General features: G+C 67.9%; 20 protein-coding genes and 1 pseudogene. 15 read left to right on the top strand and 6 right to left on the bottom strand.

Annotation, left to right across the window (positions count from 1 at the left end):
• Together D7X30_RS19215 and D7X30_RS19210 are read right to left on the bottom strand one after the other, a co-directional pair.
• Positions 1 to 1,047, bottom strand: coding sequence for a hypothetical protein (locus tag D7X30_RS19215; RefSeq protein WP_120564391.1), 1,047 nt, complete (start codon positions 1,045 to 1,047; stop codon positions 1 to 3).
• Positions 1,047 to 2,885, bottom strand: coding sequence for a hypothetical protein (locus tag D7X30_RS19210; RefSeq protein ID WP_120564390.1), 1,839 nt, complete (start codon positions 2,883 to 2,885; stop codon positions 1,047 to 1,049). The genes D7X30_RS19215 and D7X30_RS19210 overlap by 1 nt, the downstream gene beginning before the upstream one ends.
• 475 nt (positions 2,886 to 3,360) lie before the next feature.
• On the opposite strand from D7X30_RS19210, the gene D7X30_RS19205 reads away from it, so the two are divergent.
• Entirely contained in the window at positions 3,361 to 4,230 is an 870-nt protein-coding gene (locus tag D7X30_RS19205; RefSeq protein ID WP_120564389.1) for a DUF2381 family protein, read from the top strand.
• Positions 4,227 to 6,035, top strand: coding sequence for a serine/threonine-protein kinase (locus D7X30_RS19200; RefSeq protein WP_120564388.1), 1,809 nt, complete (start codon positions 4,227 to 4,229; stop codon positions 6,033 to 6,035). The genes D7X30_RS19205 and D7X30_RS19200 overlap by 4 nt, the downstream gene beginning before the upstream one ends.
• A 134-nt stretch (positions 6,036 to 6,169) precedes the next feature.
• On the opposite strand, the gene D7X30_RS19195 is transcribed toward D7X30_RS19200, so the two are convergent.
• Positions 6,170 to 6,481 (bottom strand): MazG nucleotide pyrophosphohydrolase domain-containing protein, encoded by a 312-nt coding sequence (locus D7X30_RS19195; protein WP_120564387.1) that lies wholly within the window; start codon positions 6,479 to 6,481, stop codon positions 6,170 to 6,172.
• A gap of 229 nt (positions 6,482 to 6,710) precedes the next feature.
• On the opposite strand from D7X30_RS19195, the gene D7X30_RS19190 reads away from it, so the two are divergent.
• On the top strand, positions 6,711 to 7,172 hold the full coding sequence (locus tag D7X30_RS19190; RefSeq protein WP_120564386.1) for a GNAT family N-acetyltransferase: 462 nt from the start codon (positions 6,711 to 6,713) through the stop codon (positions 7,170 to 7,172).
• A 12-nt stretch (positions 7,173 to 7,184) separates the two neighbouring features.
• Here D7X30_RS19190 and D7X30_RS19185 read toward each other — a convergent pair whose 3' ends face one another.
• Complete coding sequence (locus tag D7X30_RS19185; RefSeq protein ID WP_120564385.1) at positions 7,185 to 7,658, bottom strand: hypothetical protein; 474 nt, start codon at positions 7,656 to 7,658, stop codon at positions 7,185 to 7,187.
• Positions 7,659 to 7,720: 62 nt separating this feature from the next.
• Between D7X30_RS19185 and D7X30_RS19180 the strand changes: the two genes are divergently transcribed.
• Positions 7,721 to 8,116: a hypothetical protein gene (locus tag D7X30_RS19180; RefSeq protein WP_147443246.1), complete on the top strand. Its 396-nt coding sequence runs from the start codon at positions 7,721 to 7,723 to the stop codon at positions 8,114 to 8,116.
• A 45-nt stretch (positions 8,117 to 8,161) separates the two neighbouring features.
• Here the strand turns inward: D7X30_RS19180 and D7X30_RS19175 are convergent, their stop codons facing one another.
• Both D7X30_RS19175 and D7X30_RS19170 read right to left on the bottom strand, forming a co-directional pair.
• Positions 8,162 to 8,470: a hypothetical protein gene (locus D7X30_RS19175; RefSeq protein WP_120564383.1), complete on the bottom strand. Its 309-nt coding sequence runs from the start codon at positions 8,468 to 8,470 to the stop codon at positions 8,162 to 8,164.
• 234 nt (positions 8,471 to 8,704) lie between these two features.
• Positions 8,705 to 11,254 carry an RCC1 domain-containing protein gene (locus D7X30_RS19170; protein WP_233591657.1) on the bottom strand — a complete coding sequence of 850 codons (2,550 nt, stop codon included), beginning with the start codon at positions 11,252 to 11,254 and terminating at the stop codon, positions 8,705 to 8,707.
• A 263-nt stretch (positions 11,255 to 11,517) separates the two neighbouring features.
• Here D7X30_RS19170 and D7X30_RS42960 point away from each other — a divergent pair, with 263 nt between their 5' ends.
• The 11 genes and pseudogenes from D7X30_RS42960 to D7X30_RS19120 all read left to right on the top strand — a co-directional run.
• A complete protein-coding gene (locus D7X30_RS42960) occupies positions 11,518 to 12,615 on the top strand; it encodes a lysophospholipid acyltransferase family protein (RefSeq protein ID WP_233591656.1) in 1,098 nt (365 codons plus the stop codon).
• Positions 12,616 to 12,733: 118 nt separating this feature from the next.
• Positions 12,734 to 14,107: a LamG-like jellyroll fold domain-containing protein gene (locus D7X30_RS19160; RefSeq protein WP_233591668.1), complete on the top strand. Its 1,374-nt coding sequence runs from the start codon at positions 12,734 to 12,736 to the stop codon at positions 14,105 to 14,107.
• A gap of 163 nt (positions 14,108 to 14,270) precedes the next feature.
• On the top strand, positions 14,271 to 15,650 hold the full coding sequence (locus D7X30_RS19155; protein ID WP_233591655.1) for an FAD-binding protein: 1,380 nt from the start codon (positions 14,271 to 14,273) through the stop codon (positions 15,648 to 15,650).
• A pseudogene (locus D7X30_RS42955) lies at positions 15,547 to 16,005 on the top strand (DUF1552 domain-containing protein); the annotation flags it as partial. The gene D7X30_RS19155 and the pseudogene D7X30_RS42955, both read left to right, overlap by 104 nt.
• Positions 16,006 to 16,105: 100 nt before the next feature.
• Positions 16,106 to 16,657, top strand: coding sequence for a hypothetical protein (locus D7X30_RS42950; protein ID WP_233591654.1), 552 nt, complete (start codon positions 16,106 to 16,108; stop codon positions 16,655 to 16,657).
• A 126-nt stretch (positions 16,658 to 16,783) separates the two neighbouring features.
• A complete protein-coding gene (locus D7X30_RS19145) occupies positions 16,784 to 17,404 on the top strand; it encodes a hypothetical protein (RefSeq protein WP_120564379.1) in 621 nt (206 codons plus the stop codon).
• 62 nt (positions 17,405 to 17,466) lie between these two features.
• A complete protein-coding gene (locus D7X30_RS19140) occupies positions 17,467 to 19,107 on the top strand; it encodes a hypothetical protein (RefSeq protein ID WP_120564378.1) in 1,641 nt (546 codons plus the stop codon).
• Between the two features lie 2 nt (positions 19,108 to 19,109).
• A complete protein-coding gene (locus tag D7X30_RS19135; protein WP_120564377.1) occupies positions 19,110 to 20,162 on the top strand; it encodes an alpha/beta fold hydrolase in 1,053 nt (350 codons plus the stop codon).
• 49 nt (positions 20,163 to 20,211) lie between these two features.
• The gene (locus D7X30_RS19130; RefSeq protein ID WP_120564376.1) at positions 20,212 to 22,095 is read left to right on the top strand and encodes a PHB depolymerase family esterase; all 1,884 of its coding nucleotides are present in this window, start codon (positions 20,212 to 20,214) and stop codon (positions 22,093 to 22,095) included.
• Positions 22,096 to 22,402: 307 nt separating this feature from the next.
• Positions 22,403 to 22,891 carry a hypothetical protein gene (locus D7X30_RS19125; RefSeq protein WP_147443245.1) on the top strand — a complete coding sequence of 163 codons (489 nt, stop codon included), beginning with the start codon at positions 22,403 to 22,405 and terminating at the stop codon, positions 22,889 to 22,891.
• Positions 22,892 to 23,054: 163 nt separating this feature from the next.
• On the top strand, positions 23,055 to 23,482 hold a 428-nt coding region (locus tag D7X30_RS19120), incomplete at its 3' end, for a glutathione S-transferase family protein (RefSeq protein ID WP_147443248.1).

Genomic DNA, 23,482 nt, shown 5'->3' with positions numbered 1-23,482 from the left:
TCAGTAGGTGATCCACATCGGGTGACGGATGAGCGCCGCGCAGACGCCAATCCAGGCGAGGCGCGTGCTCTGCGCCTCCAGCGGCAGGTAGACCTGCTCGTACAGCGCCTGGGCCTCCGCGTCCGAGGGCGGCTGGCCGAGCATGCGCAGGGAGAGCGAGCGCAGGTTCTTCTGCACCGCGTCCGGGTTGCTCTTGGAGGTGTCGGCGAGCGTCACGTAGCGCAGCACCGCCGGGTTGTTCTTCTTGTCCACGGCGCGCGCACACCACGCCTGGGACATCTGCACCAGCGTCTGCGCGGCGGACGGACCGAAGCTCACGTCCCGCTTGCGGTACAGGAGCGAATTGCCGCCGCCGAGCGCCTCGAAGCGCTCGACGCTGCGCGAGTCGGAGACATACTCGCCCGAAATGCCGGGGGCCCAGTCCCCAGGCCAGATGAAGAACTTGCCGCCGTTCGCCACGTACGGCTTGTTGCGCCAGTTGGGGTCGGTGGTGCTGACGAAGTCCTCGAGGGTGAGCCCGAGCTGATCCATCAGGCTGATGATCATCTCCTCGGCGGTGAGCCGGCGGACGCTGAACTCCTCGGCCACGGGGGCCTCCAGTTGCGCGGGCGTGGCCGGCAGGTTCCGGATCCAGTCCTCCACCTGCGCGATGGTCAGCGTGACACGGCCGTTGCTGACGAGCTCGTTGTACGGCTGCCCGGGCGGCATCTGGGGATAGCTGCCGGGGGCCACGCCGTTCAGCATCTGGATGAGCATGCTGTTCCCGGGGTCGCCGCGCTTCACGTACTTCTCGTTGTAGACGAGCCCGCTCTCGAAGGCGGTGAGCGAGGCGAAGAAGGGCTTGTTGCCGGTGAGGTGGCAGCCCTGGCACGCGGGCGCGAGCGCGAGACGGATCTCGTCGTTCTTGCTCACGGCCGCGCAGCTGTCGCCGCCCGGGTCCTCCGCGGAGTCACCGGGAGCGTCCCAGATCTTCCCGTCGCAGCTCACGGCGAGGAGCGCGACCGCGGCCAGCGCCGCGCCCATCAGGGTCGAACGCAACGTGTTCATCACAGGCCCCTCCGCAGCTCGGGCTGTTCGAAGAGGTATCGGATGAAGGGTCTCAGCTTCCGGTCGCCCGCGACGAACTCCCGCGCGAGCTTGTCGATGAAGCCCTTCTCCGTGGCCGTGTTCAGGTCGCGGCCGATGAACATCGAATACATCTTGCGCGCGACGCAGCGGTCGAACTCGCCGGAGCGCACGACGAGCTTCCCGAAGCCGAGCGGGCCCATGGTGCCGTCGCCGTGCTCGCCGAGCAGCGTGTACGTGTCGGGCATCGTGTCGAGCAGCACCGCCTCGGGGTTGGCCTTCACCTGCTCGGGGGTGACGGGCGTGAGGATTGTGTTGGGGACGAACGCGTTCTTCCAGCGGTAGCCCGGCGAGGTGCCGGTGTACGGGTACTGCCCGGACAGCCACTCCTTGGTGATGCGGTAGCGGCCCACGCCCGGCATGAAGGGCCACGGGACGTAGAAGCTCTGGGCCGGGTTGAAGTCCCAGCGCTTGAAGGAGATGGCCGCGGGGTCGAGCGTCCGGTGGCAGTGCAGGCACGTGCCGCCGGTGCCGGGGTCCACCTCCAGGGGCGGGAAGTGCACGTCCGCGGGCGGTGGCGAGAAGCTCTGGCAGGCGAACATCTCGAGGAAGCGCGCGGCCCGGACGCGCTCGCGCGGGAAGGACGACAGCGAGCCGATCATGGTGAGCACGCCCGCGGTGGGGAGGCCCTGGGGCGCGTCGGTCGTGGTGCGCGGGTCGAAGCGGTAGGTGCGGTCGATGCTGCCGGAGCGCGCCCGGTTCGGGGTGAGCGCGAGGTGGAAGGGCTCCAGGTCCTCGACCACGAACTCGCGCCACGCCTGCGGGTCATTCAGCGTGGGGTGCAGCGGGTCGCGCGGCGCGTTGTCCGCGTCGGGACGCCACCACGTGGTGTTCTTGTCCAGCGCGCTGGTGCCCATCTGCCGGCCGAAGCGCACGTACAGCGCGCGCAGCCAGTTGGTGCCGACCGAGTAGTTCCCGAGGATGAGGTCCGAGAGCGGCCGGTCGTGCCACGCGAGGTGCGCGAAGAGGCGCGCGGGCTCCTCGTAGGGGTGCCGGCGCTGCATGCCGAAGTCGTGGTTGCTGTTGCCCTGGAGGCCGTAGAGCGGGCTGCACCACACCAGGTTCGGGCCGCAGCCGCACGCGGGCGGCAGCATGGGGTCGTAGTAGCCGCCGTTCGCGAGGCCGCAGTCGACCGGCTGGCCCTTGCTGTCGGTGACCTGGGTGACGTCGGAGCCGGCCTTGCCGAGCACGGTGACGGTGGTGCCCGGCGCCCACCAGGGCTCCACCTGGTGCACCTCGGGGACGGCGGGGTTGCCGTCGGCGTCCTGGTCCTGGCACTGCTTGGCCGGGTCCTTCGAATCGCCGAACTCGTGCACGGCGTAGTACGCGCCCGCGTGCGCGGTGTTGGCGTCGCACTTGAAGAGGTGGCCGGACATGTCGCCCTGGTAGGCGTCACCCGCCGCGCCGGTGGTATATGCGCCCACCGCGAGCCACTCGTGGCCGAAGTTCACCATCCGCTCGTAGAACTTCGGCGAGGCGAGCGCGGCCTCGAGCGTGGAGCGCAGGATGGATTCCCGCGCCTCGGGCGTGGTCGCGGCCGCCATCGCCTCGTACTGCTCGACGGTGGGCGTCGTCCCCGTGAGACCGAGGACGAGGCGGCGCAAGACCCGCGTGCCGCTCATCTGGTCATTGAGGGGGACGGCGGGGGGAGGTGCTTCGGGGCCACATTGTTGTGCGTGCGCGTCGACTCCGGTGAGCCCGGACGCCGCGAAGAGCACAGCCAGCAGGGCCGCGCGCTTCAGGTGCAAGTGCCAGTGCATATGCACGAACAATACACCGGGCGCATGACTCCATGTGTACCGCACCGGATTGTTGAGACACCAGGTTGGTCGTAATCAGGCCGCTTGCCTCGACTGCATCAGCCCTCGCCGGGCCTGACTCGGCGAGAGGAGGTTGTGGCGCTCCAGCAACCAGTGTTCGTTGTAGCGGTGGGCCCACTTCCAGCAGGGCCCGCCGGAGTTCCTCCACGGTGGAGAAGGTGCGCCCCCAGAGCAACTGCTCCTTCTGGAAGGCGTTGGAAGTGTACTGGCTGCCGTTGTCGTGGCGGATCGACAGCCCCGCGGCCACGCCCCGGCCGTACGCGCCGAAGCGAGCCTTGAGCTTCCCGGAGATCGGCGGACGTGTAGCGCCTTGACCCGATTCAGAAGCCCCGTTGCGTCACTCCGGCTGGAGGAAACTGCCCCACTGCGTGGGCACCGGCGATGGTAGCCTTCCCATCCGGGAGGTCATGCACCATTGCTCCAACCGTTCAGATTGGCTCTCGCGCTCGCGCTCGTGTGGGGGGCTGCTGCGAGGGCTGAACCGGCACCGGGTGTACGGGGCAGGCGGGAAAGATCCGTCGCCGTCGCCAGCACGTCCGCCGAACCGTTGCCCATCGTCCGCGTTGCGGGGGACACCCCGACGCTGTTCCTCTTCTCTTCGCCGATCCAGAAGAAGACCCTGACCTTCGATGAGTCTCGGATCCGTGTCCTGGATGCCGGCGAGCGGTCGATCATCGTTCAGCCCGTGGCCAACCTTACCGACGGCGAGCGTCAGGAGATCGGGGTCTTCTTCGCTGACGACCGGGCGCCGGCACGGGCCGCGTTCGTGCTCGTGACCGACCCGGCCGAAGTGGACTCTCGGATCGACGTGCGACGCCCGGAGCCGCCGAACACGGCCTGCCAGCCCACGGCCCACGCTCCGGCGCCGAAGCCGGAAGACTTCGTGCTCCTCGGCTACGTGGACGCGAAGGGCGTCACGACGTCCAGCCGCAAAGGCACGCTTGATGCTGTGCAGGGGCTGGGTTTGGACAAGCTCGTGGCCTTTCGCGGCACGGGGTGGATTCTGGCGGACGTGAATATTGCGAACGGCCTTGAACGCCCCGCCTGGACACCACGAGAAGCGATGTTCGTGGGGCGAGTCGGCATGCCCCTGCGGGCGCGACTCGTAGCGGAGAAGCCGGGAGCAATCCCGCCGGGGGAGGACGGGCGCGTTCTGGCGGTCGTGGAAGTGCCAGAGACGAAAGCAGACCTCGTCTTCACCCTGGAGCTGCGTGGGGATGGGGGGCGTCGGCTCACGATTCCAGACGTGCGCTTCCCGAAGCCCGCCGCGGAGGATGCCCAATGAGTGCGACGCTGCCTCACGTTCCGCCCGGTTCGTTGATTGACGGGTGGCAGGTTTCCAAGCCACTCGGTGACGGAGGCTTTGCGTTCGTCTTCCTTGGCGAAAAGAACGGCACGCACCGGGCCATCAAGGTGGCTCAGCATCGGGAGTCCAGCGGCGACCCCAAGCAGACCCATGCCCGGACGCTTCGGGAGTTGACAGCGCTGCTCATGCTGGACCATCCCCACATCGTCCGGCCGCAGGGATACGGCCTGGCGGAGAGTGGGAACCTGTACCTCGCACTCGACTACGTGGACGGCTGGACGCTCGCGGAGTGGGCGGAGCGCAAGCACCCGACCGTTCGCGAAATCCTCGGGGTCTTCGAGAAGATTACCGGTGCGCTGGCATACATGCATCGCCGGGGCATCCTGCATCGGGACCTGAAGCTCTCCAACGTGCTCATCCGCAAGAGCGACGGCGAGCCCGTCATCATCGACTTCAGTTGCGCGACCTACACCCTCGCCGAAGACTTGACGGACGGGGGCTTGCCTCCAGGAACAGACCGCTATCGCGCGCCCGAGCAGTTCAAGTTCCTGCGCGAGCACAAGGACGAGCACCGGGCCCGCTACGCCTTCCAGGTCGCCGACGAAATCTTCGCGGTCGGCGCCATGCTCCATGAACTGCTGACCGACCCACGCCCGACGGAGTTTCGTCCGCGCTTCGACTTGAACAGCCCTGCCCTCCCACCGCCGGCCCCTCGATTGGCGAATGCGCGGGTGCCAGCGGCACTGAGCGACCTCGTCGAGAACATCCTGGCCCGAGACCCCGAGGGGCGTCCGGTCGATACCGAGGCGCTGCGCCGCGAGCTGGCGGATCTCCGTGCCGGGCGCTCCGCTGAGTATGACGTGCCTGCCCATCCACCCGCTGAACAACGTCACGGCGGGCCAACACCCGCGGCACTGGTGATGCCCTCCGCGCCGCAATCCCTCAAGCGGCATGTGACCATGATGGAGCGGCCGCTTCGCGCGGGAAGGTGGCTCGCAGGCGTCGTTTGTATCGTCGCGCTCGTCATGGCCGCGGCCCTCTGGCACTTGTCAGGGAGCGCCCCCGGAGGGCCTGCCGGGTCGCACGACGCCGCAACCCCACGCCCTCCTCCTGCCACGACCCATTCCGCACCGCCCGAAACACCCCCTCCTGCTATGACTCCTGCTGGCCCTTCGTCCGTGACAGTCCCGGGGCCAGCCATCGCCGCTGCCCCGAAGGAAGGATCCGCCTTGAAGACCCCAGCACCCGAAGCCTCGCCCCCAGGACGTGCGCCCCGAATGCCGAAGAAGTCCGTTGCCGCCGTCGAGTGCGCGTCGCTGTCGCTCGTCGCGGCGCTGGCGGCAGGTTGTCCGGGCGCCCAGATCCGGCCCGAGGCGTTCACCTGCCCGGCTGGGGCGGAAGAGGCCATGCGGGAGCAACTTCACTGGAGGGACGGAGACTCATTCACTCTTCACCTCGATGACCGTCACGCGATGTTTGAACACGTGTGGTTCACCGCTGGTGCGGAGGTAGTGGGGGTGGTCCCCAAAGGCATCAACGGTGACCGGCAGCGTGCAGTCGCCCCTGTTGGGACACGCTTCTACGGCAAGGCTTATTACCTCTCCGACAAGATGGGGCGTGCGGATGGGCCGGCACTCGTCATCCGGTACGACCGCGTGAAGCTCCCGGGGCAGGAGGAGTACCCCATTTGCTTCGTGCACGAGGGGACTGTCGTGGCGTTCAAGGACGGCAGGGTGAAGGCATCCAATCGGGGTTCCGGGAACGTGGTGGACCGCTGGCCCTGAGCGACGTGGTGGGTAGGTGCTTGATTTCGCGCCCTCCTCCTCGAACTCGACATGACCTTCCAGGGTCGTTCCACGACGGCCCATCCCACAGGCAACGTCGGCCACGCCCTCGGGCCGGACGTGAGCGGGCTTCGTCACCAGGTGCGCTGCTGGTTGCGCGCGTTCTTCTCCCGGAAGGCCTGCTCCAGGTCCACGCCCGCGCGGTTGGCGATGGCCAGAAGGTAATTGAGCACGTCCACCAGTTCCTCCCCTACGTGCGCGCGAGCCGTCGCCTCGGAGGGCTGCTTCTCGTACTGGCGCACCGCCTTGAAGAGCTCACCCACCTCCTCGCCCATCCGGAAGCAGTTGAGGACCAGGTCCTGCTGGAGCCAGCCGTGCAGCGACTCCAGGTCGTGGATGTACCGCTGGTAGTCCGGCATCGCGGCGCGCTCGGGGAGTTCAATCATGCCTCTGTGCTCCGTCAGCGCCGGGTGGCTGTCAACCCGCGCGTGACGCGCCCATGGCCGACACGTCCTCGGACCCAGCCTCACCCGGCTCCGAGCGATGTTCGATGACCATTCCGGTGCCATCCTCCGTGGTGACAATGCCCTGAATAAAGCACAGCAAGCAGTGACGCCCATCGTCGACCCACCGCGTGGCCCGCTCATGTCGCTGGCGCTAAGGTAACAGGACACCATGGCCCCCTCTTCTCTCGACTGGCAGTGGAAGCGCTTCAACGAGCTCACGCTCGAGGAGCTGTACCGGCTGCTCGCGCTGCGCTCCGAAGTCTTCGTGGTGGAGCAGAAGAGCCTCTATCTCGACGCGGACGGCCTGGACGCCGAGTGCTTCCACCTGCTCGGGGGCGTCCCGGGCACGGGACAGTTGGGCGCCTACCTGCGCGCACTGCCGCCCGGCCTCAAGTTCCCCGAGGCGAGCCTCGGCCGCGTCGTCACCGCGCCGGCGCTGCGCGGGCAGAGGCTGGGCCGCGACCTGGTCGAGCGCGGCCTGCACTTCCTCTCCGAGCGCTTTCCGGGCACGCCCGTGCGCATCGGGGCGCAGGCCTACCTGCAGCGCTTCTACGAAGGCTTCGGCTTCGTGGCCGTGAGCGACATCTACGACGAGGACGGCATCCCGCACCTCGACATGCGCAGGGGCTGACGAGGGAGCGGATCAGAACCCGAGGTACTCGAGCTCATCATCCGTGAGCTGATGCAGCGGTTGCCTGCTCCTGACTGCGCCGGTCCGAGGCTCGTGGTAGAGATCCGCGTCGGGGAGGTTGCGCAGGACCAGCTCCACCTTGCGAATCTGTCCCCGCTCCGAGTCGATCATCTCGCTCTCACTGATGAGGTTGGCGATGACGCCCGCGGGCACGATGGAAGTCTGTGATGCGCCGTTCTGGGACTGGTAGGACACGAAGTTGGAGTCCCTGTTCTGGTACTGGATGACCAGGGCCGCCAGCCGCTCGGCATTGATCTGGTACTCCTCGCGAATGCGCTTCAGGCGCCCTTCGCGCTCTTCGACTCTCGCGACGAGTTCCCGGACCTTCTTCTGAAGGGCTTCACGTAGCTCCGTGCGGCAGTGGGAGGACCTGACAAACTCACGGTGCGCCCGTGTTGCTACCGGGCTGCGCTCAAAGGCTCGCACGGCCGTTCGACTTCCCGCCCGCGCCATGCTTCAATTCCTCGCTCCTCTTGCAAGGACCGTGGATGAAGCGTTCCCTGATGCTGTCCGCGATGCTGGCCGGCCTGACGGCCTGTGGTGGTCTGGCGGCCAACGAGTCCCCAGAGGAATGGGGTCAGCAGACCGAGGCCCTCGTCTCGTGTTCGACGACCTGCCAGACGGGGACGCTCTCCTGTCAGGGCTCTTCCTGCTCCGCGGTGGATGGCTCCAGCGTGCAGTGCGACGGCGTCTACCAGTACTGCCCCCCGCCCCCGACCAGCGGCGCCTGCACCGCCGGGTCGTGCTGGTCCATGCATGGCTCCCGTTGCTATGGGGGCCCCAACGTCTGGACGGACTGCTGCGTGGACGAACAGACGCCCAGCAACTGCATCTGCTCGTACCAGGGTACCTGGGAGTGCGACCTGCCTCCTGTCGGCGGGTAGCGGCCGTCAGGGCCGGTGAAACACGGCGGAAGGCGAAGGACGACGCTACTGCGGCCCCTCCTCGGCTTGCGCGGCAGCCGGCGCCGCCGACGGCGCTTCGACTGCCTTCAGCTCCTCCTTGCAGCTCACGGTCTGGCCGGCGGCGCTGCAGATGAAGCGGTGTCCACGGCATTCAGCGTTCCAGGGTGCCACCATCTCGCCAAGGCCATACGAGCTCTTCTCTCCGGTAATCACCAGCTCTTCGGCAGGGCAACCAATGGCACCCGCGGAGAGGTCCGCATACTGCTGCTTGCTGACGGTGGCACAGCCAGTGGCGGCGGAGAGAAGGACGAGAGCACAGAAGTGTGAGCGCATGGGCGGCTATCTACCGCAGGGCTCAGGTTGAATGGAATGCACCCCCGGTCGTACTCCGGAGGTGCACCTCGCGATGGCCAACGCCATCGTGTAGACGCCGGAAGGACCGAGGGTGCTCGGACCGACGGATGAGGAAGTCGAGTTGCCACGGCGGCAGGTGCCAGGGTCTAGCCGGTGCGCGACCTCATCCTGAAGAGGCCGCGCCCACGGCGAAGTCCGTGCACTGAGCCACGCTCAAGGCAGCAGGGATTTGACGGGGACCCGCACCGGCACCGTCCCATCACCGAGCTGTCCAACGCCGTTGAAGCCCCAGGCCCAGACGGTGCCATCCCGGCGCAGCGCCAACGCGTGGGAGGAGCCCGAGCCCAGCGCGGTGACCTCCGTGAGCCCGGCCACCTGCACCGGCACAGCTTGGTCCGTGGTCGTCCCATCGCCCAGTTGGCCGTTCCCGTTGGAGCCCCAGGCCCAGACAGTCCCGTCCCCGCGCAGCGCCATGGACTGGCTCCCCTCCGCGGACAGGGCGGTGACCCCCGCCAGCCCGGAGACCTGCCCCGCCGCGAGTTGCTGCTGGGTAGTCCCGTTCCCCAGTTGGTTGAAACGGTTGTCGCCCCAGGCCCAGACGGTCCCATCCGCGCGCAGCGCCAACCCGTGGGCACCGCCCGCGGCGATGGCGGTGACCTCCGTGAGCCCGGCCACCTGCACCGGCACTGACCGATTTCCTGTTGTCCCATCGCCCAGTTGGCCGTTCCCGTTGGAGCCCCAGGCCCAGACGGTCCCATCCCCGCGCAGTGCCATCATGAACACATTGCCTGCCGCCAGGGCGGTGACGTCCGTGAGCCCGGCCACCCGCACCGGCGCAGCTCGGTCCGTGGTCGTCCCATCACCCAGTTGGCCGTTCCCGTTGGAGCCCCAGGCCCAGACGGTCCCATCCGCGCGCAGCGCCATCGAGCTGGCGCGGCCTGCCGCCAGCGCGGTGACGTCCGTGAGCCCCGACACCTGGACGGGCGTGAGTCGGGCCGTGAGCGACCCATCTCCCAGGTTGCCGCTTTCGTTGGAGCCCCAGGCCCAGACGGTCCCATCGTCGCGCAGCGCCAATGCATGGGATTCGCCCGCGGCCACGGCGGTGACCCCCATGAGGCCAGACACCCGCACCGGCGCAGCTCGGTCGATGGTCGTCCCATCCCCCAATTGACCCGCCGGATTGCCCCCCCAAGCCCAGACAGTCCCATCCCCGCGCAGCGCCAATGAATGGTCACCGCTCGAGGCCAGGGCGGTCACGCCCGTGAGCCCGGACACCTGCGCCGCCAGGGGCCGGAGGGAGGTCGTCCCATCCCCCAGTTGGCCATGGCGGTTGTCGCCCCACGCTCGCAGGGCTCCATCGCCGCACAGGGCCACCCCATGGGAGGAGCCAGCCGTCAGGACGCGCACCCCCATGAGCCCGGACACCTGCACCGGGGTGACTCGCTGGGTGGTCGTCCCATCCCCCAGCTGGCCGAAGTGGTTGAGGCCCCAGGCCCAGACGGTCCCATCACCTCGCAGCGCCATGGAGCTGTAACTGCCCGCCGCCAGGGCGACGACCTCCGTGAGCCCGGCCACCTGGACCGGCGTGGACTCGAAGACGTAGGAGGTCTCTCCCAGTTGGTTGCTCCCGTTGAAGCCCCAACCCCAGACGGTCCCATCCGCGCGCAGCGCCAACGTGTGGTTGGGGGCCGCCGCCAGGGCAGTGACGCCCGTGAGCCCTGGCACCTGCCCTGGCGTTCCCTGTTCGGTGGTGGTCCCGTTCCCCATTTGGCCGCTCCCGTTGAAGCCCCAACCCCAGACAGTCCCATCCGCGCGCAGTGCCAACGCAAAGCTACCGCCCGCGGCCACGGCGGTGATTCCCGTGAGCGAGGGCACCCGCACGGGCCGTGTCCGCGAGCGGGTCGTCCCATCCGCCAGTTGGCGCTCCCCATTGGCGCCCCAGGCCCAGACGGTTCCATCGCTGCTCAGCGCCAGCGTGAAGTTGCTGCCGGCGCTCAGGGCCGTGATACCCGTGAGCCCGGACACCAGGACGGGCGTGGCCCGGGAGTTGAACGTCCCATCCCCCAATTGGCCAGCCACATTGTAACCCCAGGCCCAGACGGTCCCGTCGTTGCGCAGCGCCAAGGAGTGGCGGGCGCCTGCAGCCAGGGCAATCACGCTGGTCAGCCCGGAAACCCGCACCGGCGCAGCTCGGTCCGTGGTCGTCCCATCGCCCAGTTGGCCGTTCGCGTTGGAGCCCCAGGCCCAGACAGTCCCATCCCCGCGCAGCGCCACCGTATGGGCACTGCCTGCGACGACGGTGGGCTTCGGGCACGCATTGGCGTCGACGGTGAAGGTTTTGGAAACAGACGCATCCCCGCTGTTCGCGACCGTGACCGTCACCGTCGCGACGGTCCCCGTGGGCACACAGGAGGGAGAGGTCCAGATGACTTCACTGCTGGTACCCGTATGAGAGGGGCTGCCCAGGGTCCCGACGTTGGCCGTCCAGGAGAAGCGCAGCTGGGGGGACTCCTCGTCGTGGGCCTTCACGCGAAAGGTGACCGGACGCTGCACCAGCACCTGGGTGGCGGACTGCGAACTGTCGGTGAGGGTGGGAGGCGTCACATCAGGCCCAGGGTTGCCTCCATCCGGTACACACTGAGAGGGATTGCGCTGGCAGGGGTCCGCGCCATCCGGGTCGGAACCCGCGCACGCCAGGACGCTGAACCAGACCACCGTGGTGAGCAAGGCCTGGAGCCGCCAGGCCATTGTCGTTCTTCTCATGTTCCCCCCCCTGAATGGACAGCCTGTCCGACTCTACACGGCGCTCCCGAAGCAAGACATTCCACTCGCGGCAAGAGGGCAGATGCGCGGAAGCGGCGCATGGAATTGAACACTGCCCCACGAGCAGTCGCTTGCCCGACAGGCGTCGCTGGCCGGCGGAAAGCCTGCGTCGCGGCGGCAAGCGGAGCCTTCGCCGCCTCGGCTGTGCCTTCCCCTCGGGAAATAGACGCATGAGCATGGGAAGGACAGGAGCCCTATTGGGTGTGGAGCCATCCGTCCATGACAGACCGGGGACCGCTCGCGTCCTCCTCTCGAGCGCGCTCTGGGCCTTCCTCGCGCTCTCCAGCGCGGTGCTGTTCCTGGGAGCGCTCCTGCTGTGGGCGCTCACCCGCCCGTTCGACGCGAACGGGCGGGTGCTGCACCTGTACTCGTGCTTCTGGGCACAGCTGTATTTCTACGTGAACCCGAGGTGGCACCTGCGGGTGGAGGGCCGCGAACGCCTGCCCTGGAGGGGCGCGGCGGTGCTGGTGTCCAACCACGAGTCGCTGGGGGACATCCTGGTCCTCTTCGGTCTCTACCGGCCGTTCAAGTGGGTCTCCAAGGCGGAGAACTTCAGGCTGCCACTCATTGGCTGGAACATGCGCCTCAACCGCTATGTGCCGCTCATCCGCGGAGACCGCGCCAGCGTCCTCCGGATGATGGACAGGTGTGAGCGCTGGTTGTCACGCGGCGTCCCCCTCCTGATGTTTCCCGAAGGCACCCGCTCCCGGGACGGCAAGGTGAAGGCCTTCAAGGACGGCGCCTTCACGCTCTCCGTCCAGCAGCGCTGCCCCATCATCCCCGTGGTCCTCACTGGCACCGCGCTGACCCAGCCGAAGCACGCGCTCGTCTTCCAGCAGGCCGTCCACGCCCGGGTGCGAGTGCTGGAGCCCATCAACCCCGCGGACTTCGCGGGGGATGTGCACGCCCTGCGCGGCGGAGCACGCACGGTGCTCACGCCGTCGGATGAGGAAGTCGAGTTGCCACGGCAGATGCACGTCATGGATTTTGTATCGATGGTCTTCGAGTGCTTGTCGGTTGGTGGTTCGAGGACGTTGGCCATCCGCGTGTTGCGCACCGAGCAGTGGGGAGCACGGAATGGTGTCGTTCATTCCATGGGAGGGACGGTCCATTCCGGGCTCCATTCCGCCCCTTGGAGGGAGACACTCGATGCGAAGCCGTCCTGGTGCGCTGTGGTCGTGGGGACTGGGCGTGACACTGGCCTTGTCGCTGGGGGCGTGTGCTGTGGAGTCCCTGGAGGAGCAGGTCCGTCCTCCGGAGGATGGGGTGTCGCAAGAGAGCGACGGGGCGTTGACGCGTGAGCGTCCGGAAGCATCGTTGACGTGGGACCCGTATGCGGACGCGGTGGTGTCGAGCACCACGGCGGCGGTGCTCAACGCGAGCGCGGCGCTGGGCGCTCCGGACGGGCAGGCAGCGACCATGCTGAGCTTGCTCAATTCGGCGCTGGACCTGGACCTGGGCCAGGGCGAGGAGGGCACCGGAGACCTGCGCGTCTACTACCAGGGCCTCACGTTGGCCCTGGTGGCGCAGGTGGACTTCCTGAAGGCGGATGGGACCTTCATCGGCTCCAGCACGTTGCACCTGAAGGAACTGGGCCTGGGGACGCATATCGCGGTGGCGACGTACCCGGGGAACGTGCCCTATCGCTACGTGCGCCTGAGGGGCGTGGTGCTCGCGCTCTACCTGGTGGACGCGGTGGAAACGTCGCTGCGGCCCCTCTGTGGTGATGGGGTGCTGGGCGGCTTCGAAGTCTGTGACGACGACAATCAACTCTCTGGAGACGGCTGCAACAGCGTCTGTGAGGTCGAGCCGGGCTACACCTGCACGGGACAGCCGAGCGTCTGCACCGACATCGACGAGTGCGCCGACGGGACGGCGAACTGCCAGCCGGGTGAAATCTGCGTCAACACGCCCGGGAGCTACACCTGCGAGCCCGACCTCTGCGCGGGGGTGGTCTGCGCGCCTCTCGACGCGTGCCACATCGCAGGCACCTGTAATCCATTGACTGGGCAGTGCTCCAATCCGGCGGCCCCCAATGGAACGGCGTGCAGCGACGGCAACGCCTGCACCCAGCCGGACACCTGCCAGGAGGGGGTCTGCACCGGTGGCCCGCTCGCCGGCGATACGCTCGGCAACCTCGCCCACCAATGGACCTTCGACGAGGCCAGCGGCAGTACGGCCCTGGACTCGGCGGGCACGTCGAACGGAACGCTGGGAAGCTCGGCGTCGCGGACGGTCAGCTTCGACGGCTCCGGCGCCATCACTCTCACCCCCACCCAACAGTGCGACCTCAACGCCCACGTCGACTTCGGCCTCGCGCCCGGGCAATTCGGAACGGACGCCTTCACCGTGAGCTATTGGCTGAAGACGACCTTCAACGACGCCAGCACCGGAGACCTCATCGGAAACCGGGTGGATGGGAGTGCGGGCAACTTCCTCTCGGCAAGGCTCAACGGCAACAGCGGGACATCGCTCGAGATCTACCAGGACGAGTCAGGCACCAACGGAGCAGGCACCGGCGCCTCTCCGACGTCGCTCAACGACGGCAGCTGGCACCACGTCGCCTATACCCGCAGTGGCACGTCGCTCAAGATGTACATTGACGGAGTGCTGGTCGGCTCTGGGACCAGCGCCGCGCCGACGAACCTCACGGGCGCCAATTCGTTCCGCATCGGCCGCAGGCTGCCGGACTGCATGGACGGCTTCTCCAGCATTCCGGCCTCGTTCGACGATGTGCGGACCTACAGCCGCGAGCTCACGGCCTGCGACATCGCCTTGCTGAACACGCACTAGCAACCAGGGCCGCGCCCCGGCGACGGTCGAGCCGGGGCGCGTTCGTCCATCGGAGAGCATAGGATGGACGTCTCCGACGTAGAAGGAGGAGTGAATGTCGAGTCGAGCCGTCTCCCGGAGGTCGTTGCTCCAAGGTGCGTTGGTGGCAGTGGCATTCAATCCCATGAGCCGGAGTTGGGCCTCCACGCTGGAGGCTGGCGCAGTCCCCCTGCCGCCACTCGATGGCGAGTTGCTGATGGACACGGCGTCGCGGACCGCGGCCTCGGAGGACTTCGGTCACATCCTCCACCGCACGCCATGGGCGGTGCTCGTTCCCGGCTCGGTGGAGGACATCGTGGCCATGGTCCGCTTCGCGCGGCGCCAGGGCATGAAGATCGCCGCCGCTCGGGGCCTCGGTGAGAGCCACAGCACCTTCGGCCAGTCCCAGGTGACGGCGGGCATCGTCATCGACATGTCCACGCTGTCGACCCTCCATGAGGTTGGCGAGGACAGCGCCTGGGTGGATGCGGGCGTCCGGTGGCACGAGCTGCTCCAGGCATCGCTTCCCCGCGGCAAGAGCCCGCCGGTGCTCACCGACTACATCGAGCTGAGCATCGGTGGAACGCTGTCGGCGGGAGGCATCGGCGGACAGGCGTTTCGCTGGGGCCTCCAGGTGGACAACGTCCTGGAAATGGACGTCGTCACGGGCCGGGGTGAACTCGTGCGGTGCTCGCGCACGCGTGAGCGGCCCCTGTTCGACGCCGTGCGCTCGGGCCTGGGCCAGTTCGGCATCATCGTGCGAGCAAGGGTGCGGCTCGTCGAAGTGCCGCCCCGAGCCCGGACGTACATCGCGCTGTACGACGACCTCCACCGCTTCATGGAGGACCAGCGGCGGCTCATCGAGGACGGTCGCTTCGACTACGTCGAGGGCTCCGCCGTCGCCTCCAACGGAGGTCGGGCGTATCAGCTCGAGGTGGTGAAGTACTTCACCCCGGGCTCGGAGCCGCACGATGCGAGACTGCTCGCGGGCCTGGGCTTCCAGCCGGGAACACTCCAGGTGAGCGACGGCAGCTACTTCGACTTCGCCAACCGGCTCGCGCCGCTGGTCGAGTTGCTCAAGCAACTCGGCGTCTGGGGTTCCCCCCATCCGTGGCTGGATATGTTCGTCCCCGCCCGGTCCGCCGAGTCCTTCGTCCAGGAGGTCCTCTCGCAGACCACCGAGGCCGATATGGGACAGGGGCCCATCCTCCTCTACCCCTTCCGCTCCTCGGAGCTGACCACGCCCTTCCTGCGCACTCCCAACGACAGACACGTCTTCCTCTTCTCGCTGCTGCGCACCGCCATTCCACCGACGCCGGAGAACGTCGCATCCCTTGTGCGGAAGAACCGCGCCATCTTCGACAGGCTCACGGCCATTGGCGGGAAGATCTATCCCGTGGATGCCGTGCCATTGAGCCCCGCTGACTGGCGCCGCCACTTCCACCCCGCGTGGGAGCGGTTCGAGCACGCGAAGCGGCGCTACGACCCGGACCGCGTCCTCACGCCGGGACAGGGCATCTTCTGATATCAGCGGCACCGAGAGCTCACTCGCCCTCTTTGACACCTTGCTGGCCGGCACCAGCAGCCCCGGCACCGCCCGGGCCCCCGTGGTGGACAAGGTCCTCGAAAGCTACCGGCGGCTGCGCAACGGCAACGGCCGGCTCTCGGCCGAGGACAGGATGCGGCTGGACCAGCACATCGACGCGGTCGCGGAGCTGCAGCGCCGACTGGAGACCACCAGCGCCGGCTGCGAGGTGCCGCCCCGTCCCACCACCGACAACCTGTCGCTGCGAAACTCCGGTTCCTTCGCGGGAGACCCCGCGAAGAACGTCGAGTACTTCCGGCTCATCAACGAGGTGCTCGCCGTGGCGATGAACTGCGGCGTCTGTCGCATCGCCACCTTCAGCATCAACGAGAACAACCAGAACCTGACGTTCACCCTCCGCGCGCCTCAGGGGGGAAGACTGGCACAACAACGTCGTGCATCCAGCGACCGTGGCCGGGGCGAACCAGGACCTGGTGGTCCAGTTCAACCAGGTCTTCTTCTCGCAAGTGTTCCTCGACCTCGCCTCCCGCTTCGAGCGGTTCTCGAACGGCGCGGGGGGAACCCTGCTGGATGATTCGCTGCTCGCGTGGGGGCAGGAGAACGGCAACACGCCCCACTTCTCCTTCTCCGTCCCGGTCGTGACCGCCGGGAGCGCGGGGGGCGCCCTCAAGACGGGCAGCTACTGCGACTACCGGAACATCACGCGCAAGGTGAGCGGCGACTCGAGCACGGGCAGCGAGGGCAACTTCCTGTGGTCGGGCCTCCTCTACAACCAGTGGCTCGGCACGGCGCTCCAGGCGATGGGCATTCCGAAATCGGAATGGAGCGAACCCGCCCCCCCCCGGCTACGGCTGGAAGGCGTCGTACCAGTCGACCTACGAGTACTTCTTCACGAACCAGGGCTTCAGCTCGGCACAGGCCTATCCGACGTCGATGTGGCAGAAGACCGGAGAGCTGCTGCCGTTCCTCGCGCCCTGACCGACTGATGAGGCGTCCTGACGCATCAGGCCATCGCCTGTCTTTTGACAAGGCTGTCAGGCGGGTGCTACCCGTAGCTGAAACATGAATCGGGCTTCATCTCCCCCAGTGCGCCCGAACGAGGAGTCACCCCCATGAAGAAGACGCTTTCGTCCGCGATGCTGCTGTGCGCGCTGAGCCTCACGGGTTGTGGGGAGGAGACGACGCAGGAGCCCGTGGACAGCGCGCCCAAGCTGGACAGCCAGTCGAACATCCTGGCCTTCCTGGAGGGCAAGACGCTGGTGATGGAGGGGGACAACATCCCCAGCCACCCGCTGTCGCTGGACGAGGACATCGACTGGGGCTCGGCCAGCCAGTGCTTCCAGAAGGTCACCATTGGCGTGGGCGGCAACAACTTCCACGTCTCCAGCATCCCCGGCACCATCCGCGGCTCCGCCGGCGTCGGTCAGGCCGGCAGCACGTGTGATCACGCCGCCGCGCAGAACGCGCTGGTGTTCGACTCCAAGGCGGTCACGCTCTCCAACATCACCGCGGGCGGCAGCTGCTTCGAGATCCTGGTGGACTACGGCAGCTTCAAGCAGGAAGGCCGCGTGAGCATCTCCTCGGACAAGAAGAAGATCTCCATGGAGCTCTACTTCGAGGCGAAGGCCACGGGTTGGCACTGCGCCGACGGCGCGGTGGGCGCCAAGACGGTCAGCACCTCCGGTGTGGCCTTCACCGGCAACGCGGTGCAGGTCTACGACATCAGCGGCTAGTCGCACGGCGGACGGTGGGCGCGAACCGCCCTCACGGCAATCCATCAGGGTGAGGTGTCTATATGTCGGGAGGGTGGTTGGGCGCGGCGCGCCTGGGCGCGGTGGCGCTCGTGCTTGGGCTGGCGCTGCCGGCGGCGGGGCAGAGCCCCACGGTGCCGGGCCTGTATTACGGCGACTGGTTGGATGAGAAGGACCGCGAGGAGGACGCGAAGCCTCGCGAGTTCGTCCTCATCAACTACTTCTTCACCCGGCTGTCGGTGACCAACAGCGTGGGCGACCCCGCGGGCCTCAAGGGCGTGTCGCTGGGGCCCATCGGCTCGCTGTCCGGCAGCTCCGTCCGCGTGGAGCCGGGGCGTTCGGCGTTCTACGTGGAGCAGCGCTGGATCCCCGTGCTGGAGTACAGCCCGTCCTTCGCGGACGGGCTGGCGTCCTTCCGCGCCCAGTTCGAGGTGGACTACCTCTGGGGCCGCGCCGCCAATGCCTCGCAGCAGAACGAGGGCGGCGGCTTCAACGCGGACCAGGTCAACCTCCAGACGAAGAACGTCAACGTCGCCGTCTACCCCACGCGCAACCCGGCCCGGCTCACGCTGCTCATCGGCACGCAGCCGGTCTACGACTCCATCTTCGACCCGACGCGCTCGCCGCTCAACGACATCGTCCGCACGGGTTACAAGCTGGCGTTCATTGGCAGCGACGCCACGGGCCTGTCGCTCTACAGCAACTACAAGGGGCTCTCCAAACTGAGCCTCCTGCCTCTGGGCAGCGCCCAGGCGGACAAGGCGACGCGGGACGACCCGCGCCTGAAGTTCGTCTACCTGCTCACCGCGGACTACGCCTACCCCGTGCAGCCCGGGACGAACATCGGCCTGTCCGCCTGGTACCTGCGCGATGACACGAAGGGGGACGCGTATGCCTTCGAAGGCATCGTGAAGAGTGGGCCTTCGTCCACGGGCCTCTACCCGTTCGTCGGCACGCCGCGCTTCAACATCGAGCGGCCCACGGGCAACGTCTTCTGGTTGGGCGCGAACTTCCACCACAACATCGACTTCCGCGCGGGGCGTCTCGCCGCTTCCGGATTCGTCATGTACAACGGAGGCAGCTACACGAGCGACCGCGCGGACACCACGTTCAACAAGACGGTGGACATCTCCGGCCTGTCCGCGAACCTGGAGGTGCTCTACCAGTGGGGCCGCGGCCCGGCGGACCTGGTCACGCTGGAGGGCATGTTCACCACCGGCGACAGCAACCTGGATGACGGCCGCTACACGGGCGCCTTCACGCTCAACCAGTACGGCCTGCCCGGCTCGGTGTGGTTCAACCACAAGATGCTGCTGCTGTTCCCCTTCACCAGCACCGTGAACAACTACACGGGCGCGGTGACGGACATCTCCAACCAGGGCTACGGCCTGCGCACCGGCATCGCGAGCGCGGCGTGGGACATCATCCCCAACACGCTCAACCTCAAGCTGGCCACGGGCCTTGCCAACTCAGGGGCGAGCCCGCCGCGCTGGGACCCGGCCGTGCGGCGGGGGCGGTTCATTGGCGCCGAGGTGAACGCGGAGGTGCGTTACACCATCCGCTACCTCATGACGGTGGGCCTGCACGCCGGCTACCTGTTCCGCGGCGCCTTCTATGACGGCTCCACGACGGTGAAGAACAACCCCTTCGCCGCCTTCACCACCTTCACCTGGTACGCGTTCTGACCATGAGCCCCTTCCGCGCCCTCAAGGCCCTGCTGCTCGTGGCGGGGCTGGGTTCCTCCACCGGCTGCGTGCGCTCGTACGCCAGCGCGCCGCCGCTGGCGTTCCAGGACCTGGACTACGCGTCGCCCGGGGCGAAGGAGCCCTGGCCGATGAAGCGGATGGCCCTGCCCGAGACGGCGGCCACCTACGGCATGGCGCGCGTGCCGCGGATGGCCTACGTGGAGCTGCCCGCCGCGCCCGGCGCGCGCACCGTGGTGCTCATCCATGGCCTGGGCAGCTACCTGAAGTTCTGGAGCGCGCAGCTCGACGCGCTCCAGCGTGCGGGCTACCACGTCGTCGCGGTGGACCTGCCCGGGTATGGCAAGTCCGACAAGCCCGGCTCCTTTCCGTACACCATGGAGGCCATGGCGGACGCGGTGCGTGAGTTGACGCGGAGCCTGGGCGTCGAGCATCCCATCCTGGTGGGCCACTCCATGGGAGGGCAGACGGCGCTGTCGTACGCCATCCGCTACCCGGACGAGCCTGCGGGGGTGGTGCTGGTGTCGCCCGCGGGCTTCGAGAAGTTCTCCCAGAAGGAGAAGGACTGGTTCGCGCGGGTGATGAGCACGGAGTTCATCAAGTCCGCACCCGAGTACGGCATCCGGGGCAGCGTGCGGCAGGCCAACTTCCAGCACTGGCGGCCGGAGCTGGAGTGGCTCATCGAGGAGCGCGTGCGGCTGGCGAAGTCACCCGAGTTCGACGCGTATGCCTATGCCAACGTGCGCTCGGTGCGGGGGCTCGCCAACGACGACTTCGTGCGCGACAACCTCCACCGCATCACCGCCCCCAGCATCATCATTTTCGGGGAAGCGGACCGCCTGATTCCCAACCCGTTCCTGCACGGTGGCTTCCCGCGGGACATCTTCGAATACGGCCACGCGCGCATCCCGGGCTCGAAGCTGGTGGGACTGGAAGGGTGTGGCCACACGGTGCAGCTCGACTGCCCGGTGCCGTTCAACGCGGCGCTGGAGGCGTTCCTCAAGAGCTTGCCGGCGGCCGGGGCACCCGAACCCTAGACGGACTCGGCCGCCCACCCTCCTCCCCCGTGGCGGCCAGGGAGGCACCATGCACGGTCGAGGCATTCGTCGTCTTGGGTGGTTCACGCACGTCCCCTGGTTTCGCGTCGCGGCGTTGGCCGTCGCGGCGACCGTGGGTTGCGGCCCGCTGGGAGCCGAAGCGCCGGACACCGGCGTCCCCCAGGTCGAGCAGGTGGAGCAGGGGCTGACGCAGGTGACGGGCTTCGGGTCCAACCCTGGCAACCTCCAGATGTTCCGGCAGGTGCCAGCGGGCATGCCGGCCAATGCACCGCTGGTGGTGGTGTTGCACGGGTGCACGCAGAATGCCGCGGGCGTGGAGCCCGGTGGGTGGACCGCGGCGTCGAACGTCTACAAGTTCTACGTCGTCTACGCGCAGCAGCCGAGCAGCAACAACCCCACCAGCTGCTTCAACTGGTTCGAGCCGGGAGACATCGCGCGCGGCGCGGGTGAGGCGCTGTCCATCAAGCAGATGGTGGACGCCATGAAGGCCGCCTATTCCATCGACCCGGCGCGGGTGTTCGTCACGGGCTTCTCCGCGGGAGGCTTCATGGTCTCCGCCATGTTGGCCACCTACCCGGACGTCTTCGCGGCGGGCGCCATCAACTCGGGCGGTCCGTACCGGTGCGCCAACTCCATGACCGAGGGCTTCAACTGCATGAGCCCCGGCGTCAGCAAGACACCCGCGGCGTGGGCGGACCTCGTGCGCAACGCCTACCCGGGCTACACGGGTCCCCGGCCGCGCGTCTCCATCTGGCATGGCACGAATGACTTCACGGTGAGGCCCGCCAACCTCACCGAGTCCATGAAGCAGTGGACCCAGGTGCACGGCATCGACCAGACGCCGGACACGACGGACACCGTGGGGGGCTTCCCGCACAAGGTGTACCGGGACAGCGCGGGCACGGCGCTGGTGGAGACCTATGAGCTCACCGGCATGGGTCACGCCGTCCCGGTGGATCCGCAGTACAGCTTTCCTGGGAGCAGCACCGCCTGTGGCGCGACGGGCGCGTACCAGTCCGACGTGAACCTCTGTGGTGTGTATCACCAGGCGCTCTTCTTCGGGCTCACGGAAGCCAGCACTCCGCCGGATGACACCACTGCGCCCACGGTGAACGTGACGGCGCCCGTCTCCGGCGCCACGGTGAGTGGCACCGTGACGGTGACCGCGAGCGCTTCCGACAATGTCGGCGTCACGCGGGTGGACTTCTACGTGGATGGGAACCTCGTGGGCACGGCCAGCACGGCGCCCCATACGTTCAGCTGGGACAGCACGACGGTCGCCAACGGCTCGCATGTGCTGGGGGCCCGGGCGTTCGATGCGGCGGGGAACTCCGCGCTGGACGCGGACACGTCCGTCACGGTGAGCAACAGCGGGACGACGCCGACGATGGTCAGCTTCACCAGCATCGCGGCGGAGGATGGCTACGTGAAGGCGAACGCGGACGGGAGCGCGGCGGAGCTCGGGACGCTCACGGGCCTGGCGCTCGGACGGGGGGTGGACGGCAAGCACAACCGCTCCCTGCTGTCGTTCGACACGTCCAGCCTGCCGGACACCGCCAGCATCACCCAGGCGTTCCTGACGCTCTCCTATTCGTCCGGCTCCGGAGACCCGTGGGCCAGCCCCGCGGGCAACACGCTCGTCATCGACGTGGCCACGGGCACCTTCAACGCGGCCGCGACGGAGACGGGCGACTGGGGCGCCCCCGCGACCGCGAGCGCCGTGGCGGGCGTCGCGAAATTCAGCGCGGGCACCGTCCGCTCCACGGACTTCGCGGGGGCGGGGACGTCCGCCGTCAACAAGCTGGGCCGGACGCAGCTGCGCCTGCGCTTCGCCCAGAATCCCGCGGCGACGGCCTACCTCTTCGTGAAGGACGGCGCGAACGCCACGCTCACCGTCGTCTACACGCCGTAGTCCACGCCGCGCCGCCCCGGGGGACATCCGGGGCGGCATGCGCCCCCAACATCCCCCTCCAGCGAGGCCAAGAACCGAGCTGGACGCGATGAGTCGGCACCTCGAACCGACGCAAGCCTTCACCCCGGGTGAGGGCCCCTCTTGATTACCAATAAAAAACTGAATAATCAGAAAACGCCTACCCGGGCGTATGGGCAGGCATTGGGCTGGGGAGGCACATCGCGCCCCAGGTGAACCTGTCGTCACATGAAGGGGGAATGAATCAATGAAGCGATTTTTCGAGGGGGCGTCTTCAGCAGTGGTGGCATTGGCCGCGGTTACGATGCTCGCTGGCTGCGGCGCCGCGCCAGAAGAAGAGGGAGCGGAGTTCGACGTGGAGGTGGCGAAGTCGTCGCTCTCTTTCACGGGCTGGGTGGTCTACGACGCGGGGACGCGCTGTACCGTCGGTGGCAGCACCATGCACTGCTGTCCTACCGGCTACGCCATGATTGGCGCGCACCTCAGCAAGGACGTCTTCAAGTGCGCCCAACTCTCCTCCACGAGCGGCTCCCGCTTCCTGGATGCGGGCGGCAGGCGCAACGGGATGCATGCCTGTCCCTACGGCAGCGTCATGGTCGGCCTGCACGTCAGCAATGACTACCTGGCCTGCCAGTATCCCGGAACGAGCGTCGTCTCCGAGTATGTGGATGGGAGCCCCGGCACGAACGACTCCTATCCCATGCACGTGTGCGGGGCCGGCGGGTACGCGATGAGCGGCATCCACGTCAGCAACAACCTGTTCACCTGCGCCCGGTAGCACCGGGCACCGCGAGGACCGCTCGACGCGGAGCGGTCCTCGGCGGGATGAGAAGGAGTTCCTCCCCGTCCTGAAGCCGTGCCCCTGACAATACCTGACAGACCCTTGTCACACCGGGTGGATAGGACCTCCCCCTCCACCCGTGCCGTCCCGGAGGTCCGTCTTGAAGCTCTACTTCCACCCCCTGTCCGGAAACTCGCGCCGCGTGCTGCTCGTGGCCGCCCACCTCGACATTCCCCTCGAGCGCATCGTGGTGGACCTCACCACCGGCAAGCAGCGCGAGGCGTCGTACCTGGGCATCAACCCCAACGGGCGCGTCCCCGTCCTGGACGACGGCGGCTTCGTCCTCTGGGAGTCGCGCGCCATCATGGTGTACCTCGCCGAGAAGACCCCGGGGCAGACCCTGCTCCCGACGGACGCGCAGGGCCGCGCCGACGTCAACCGCTGGCTGTTCTGGTGCTCCTCCCACATGGCCCCGGCGAACACCGTGCTCGTCCTGGAGAACTTCGTGAAGCAGCGCACCGGCCGCGGGCCGCCGGACCCCGCCGAGGTCGCGCGCGGCGAGGCCCTCTTCGCGCAGACCGCTCCCGT

This window comes from Corallococcus sp. AB011P, assembly GCF_003611605.1.
GTDB lineage: Bacteria > Myxococcota > Myxococcia > Myxococcales > Myxococcaceae > Corallococcus > Corallococcus coralloides.
This window is presented reverse-complemented; position numbering and strand designations above follow the sequence as displayed.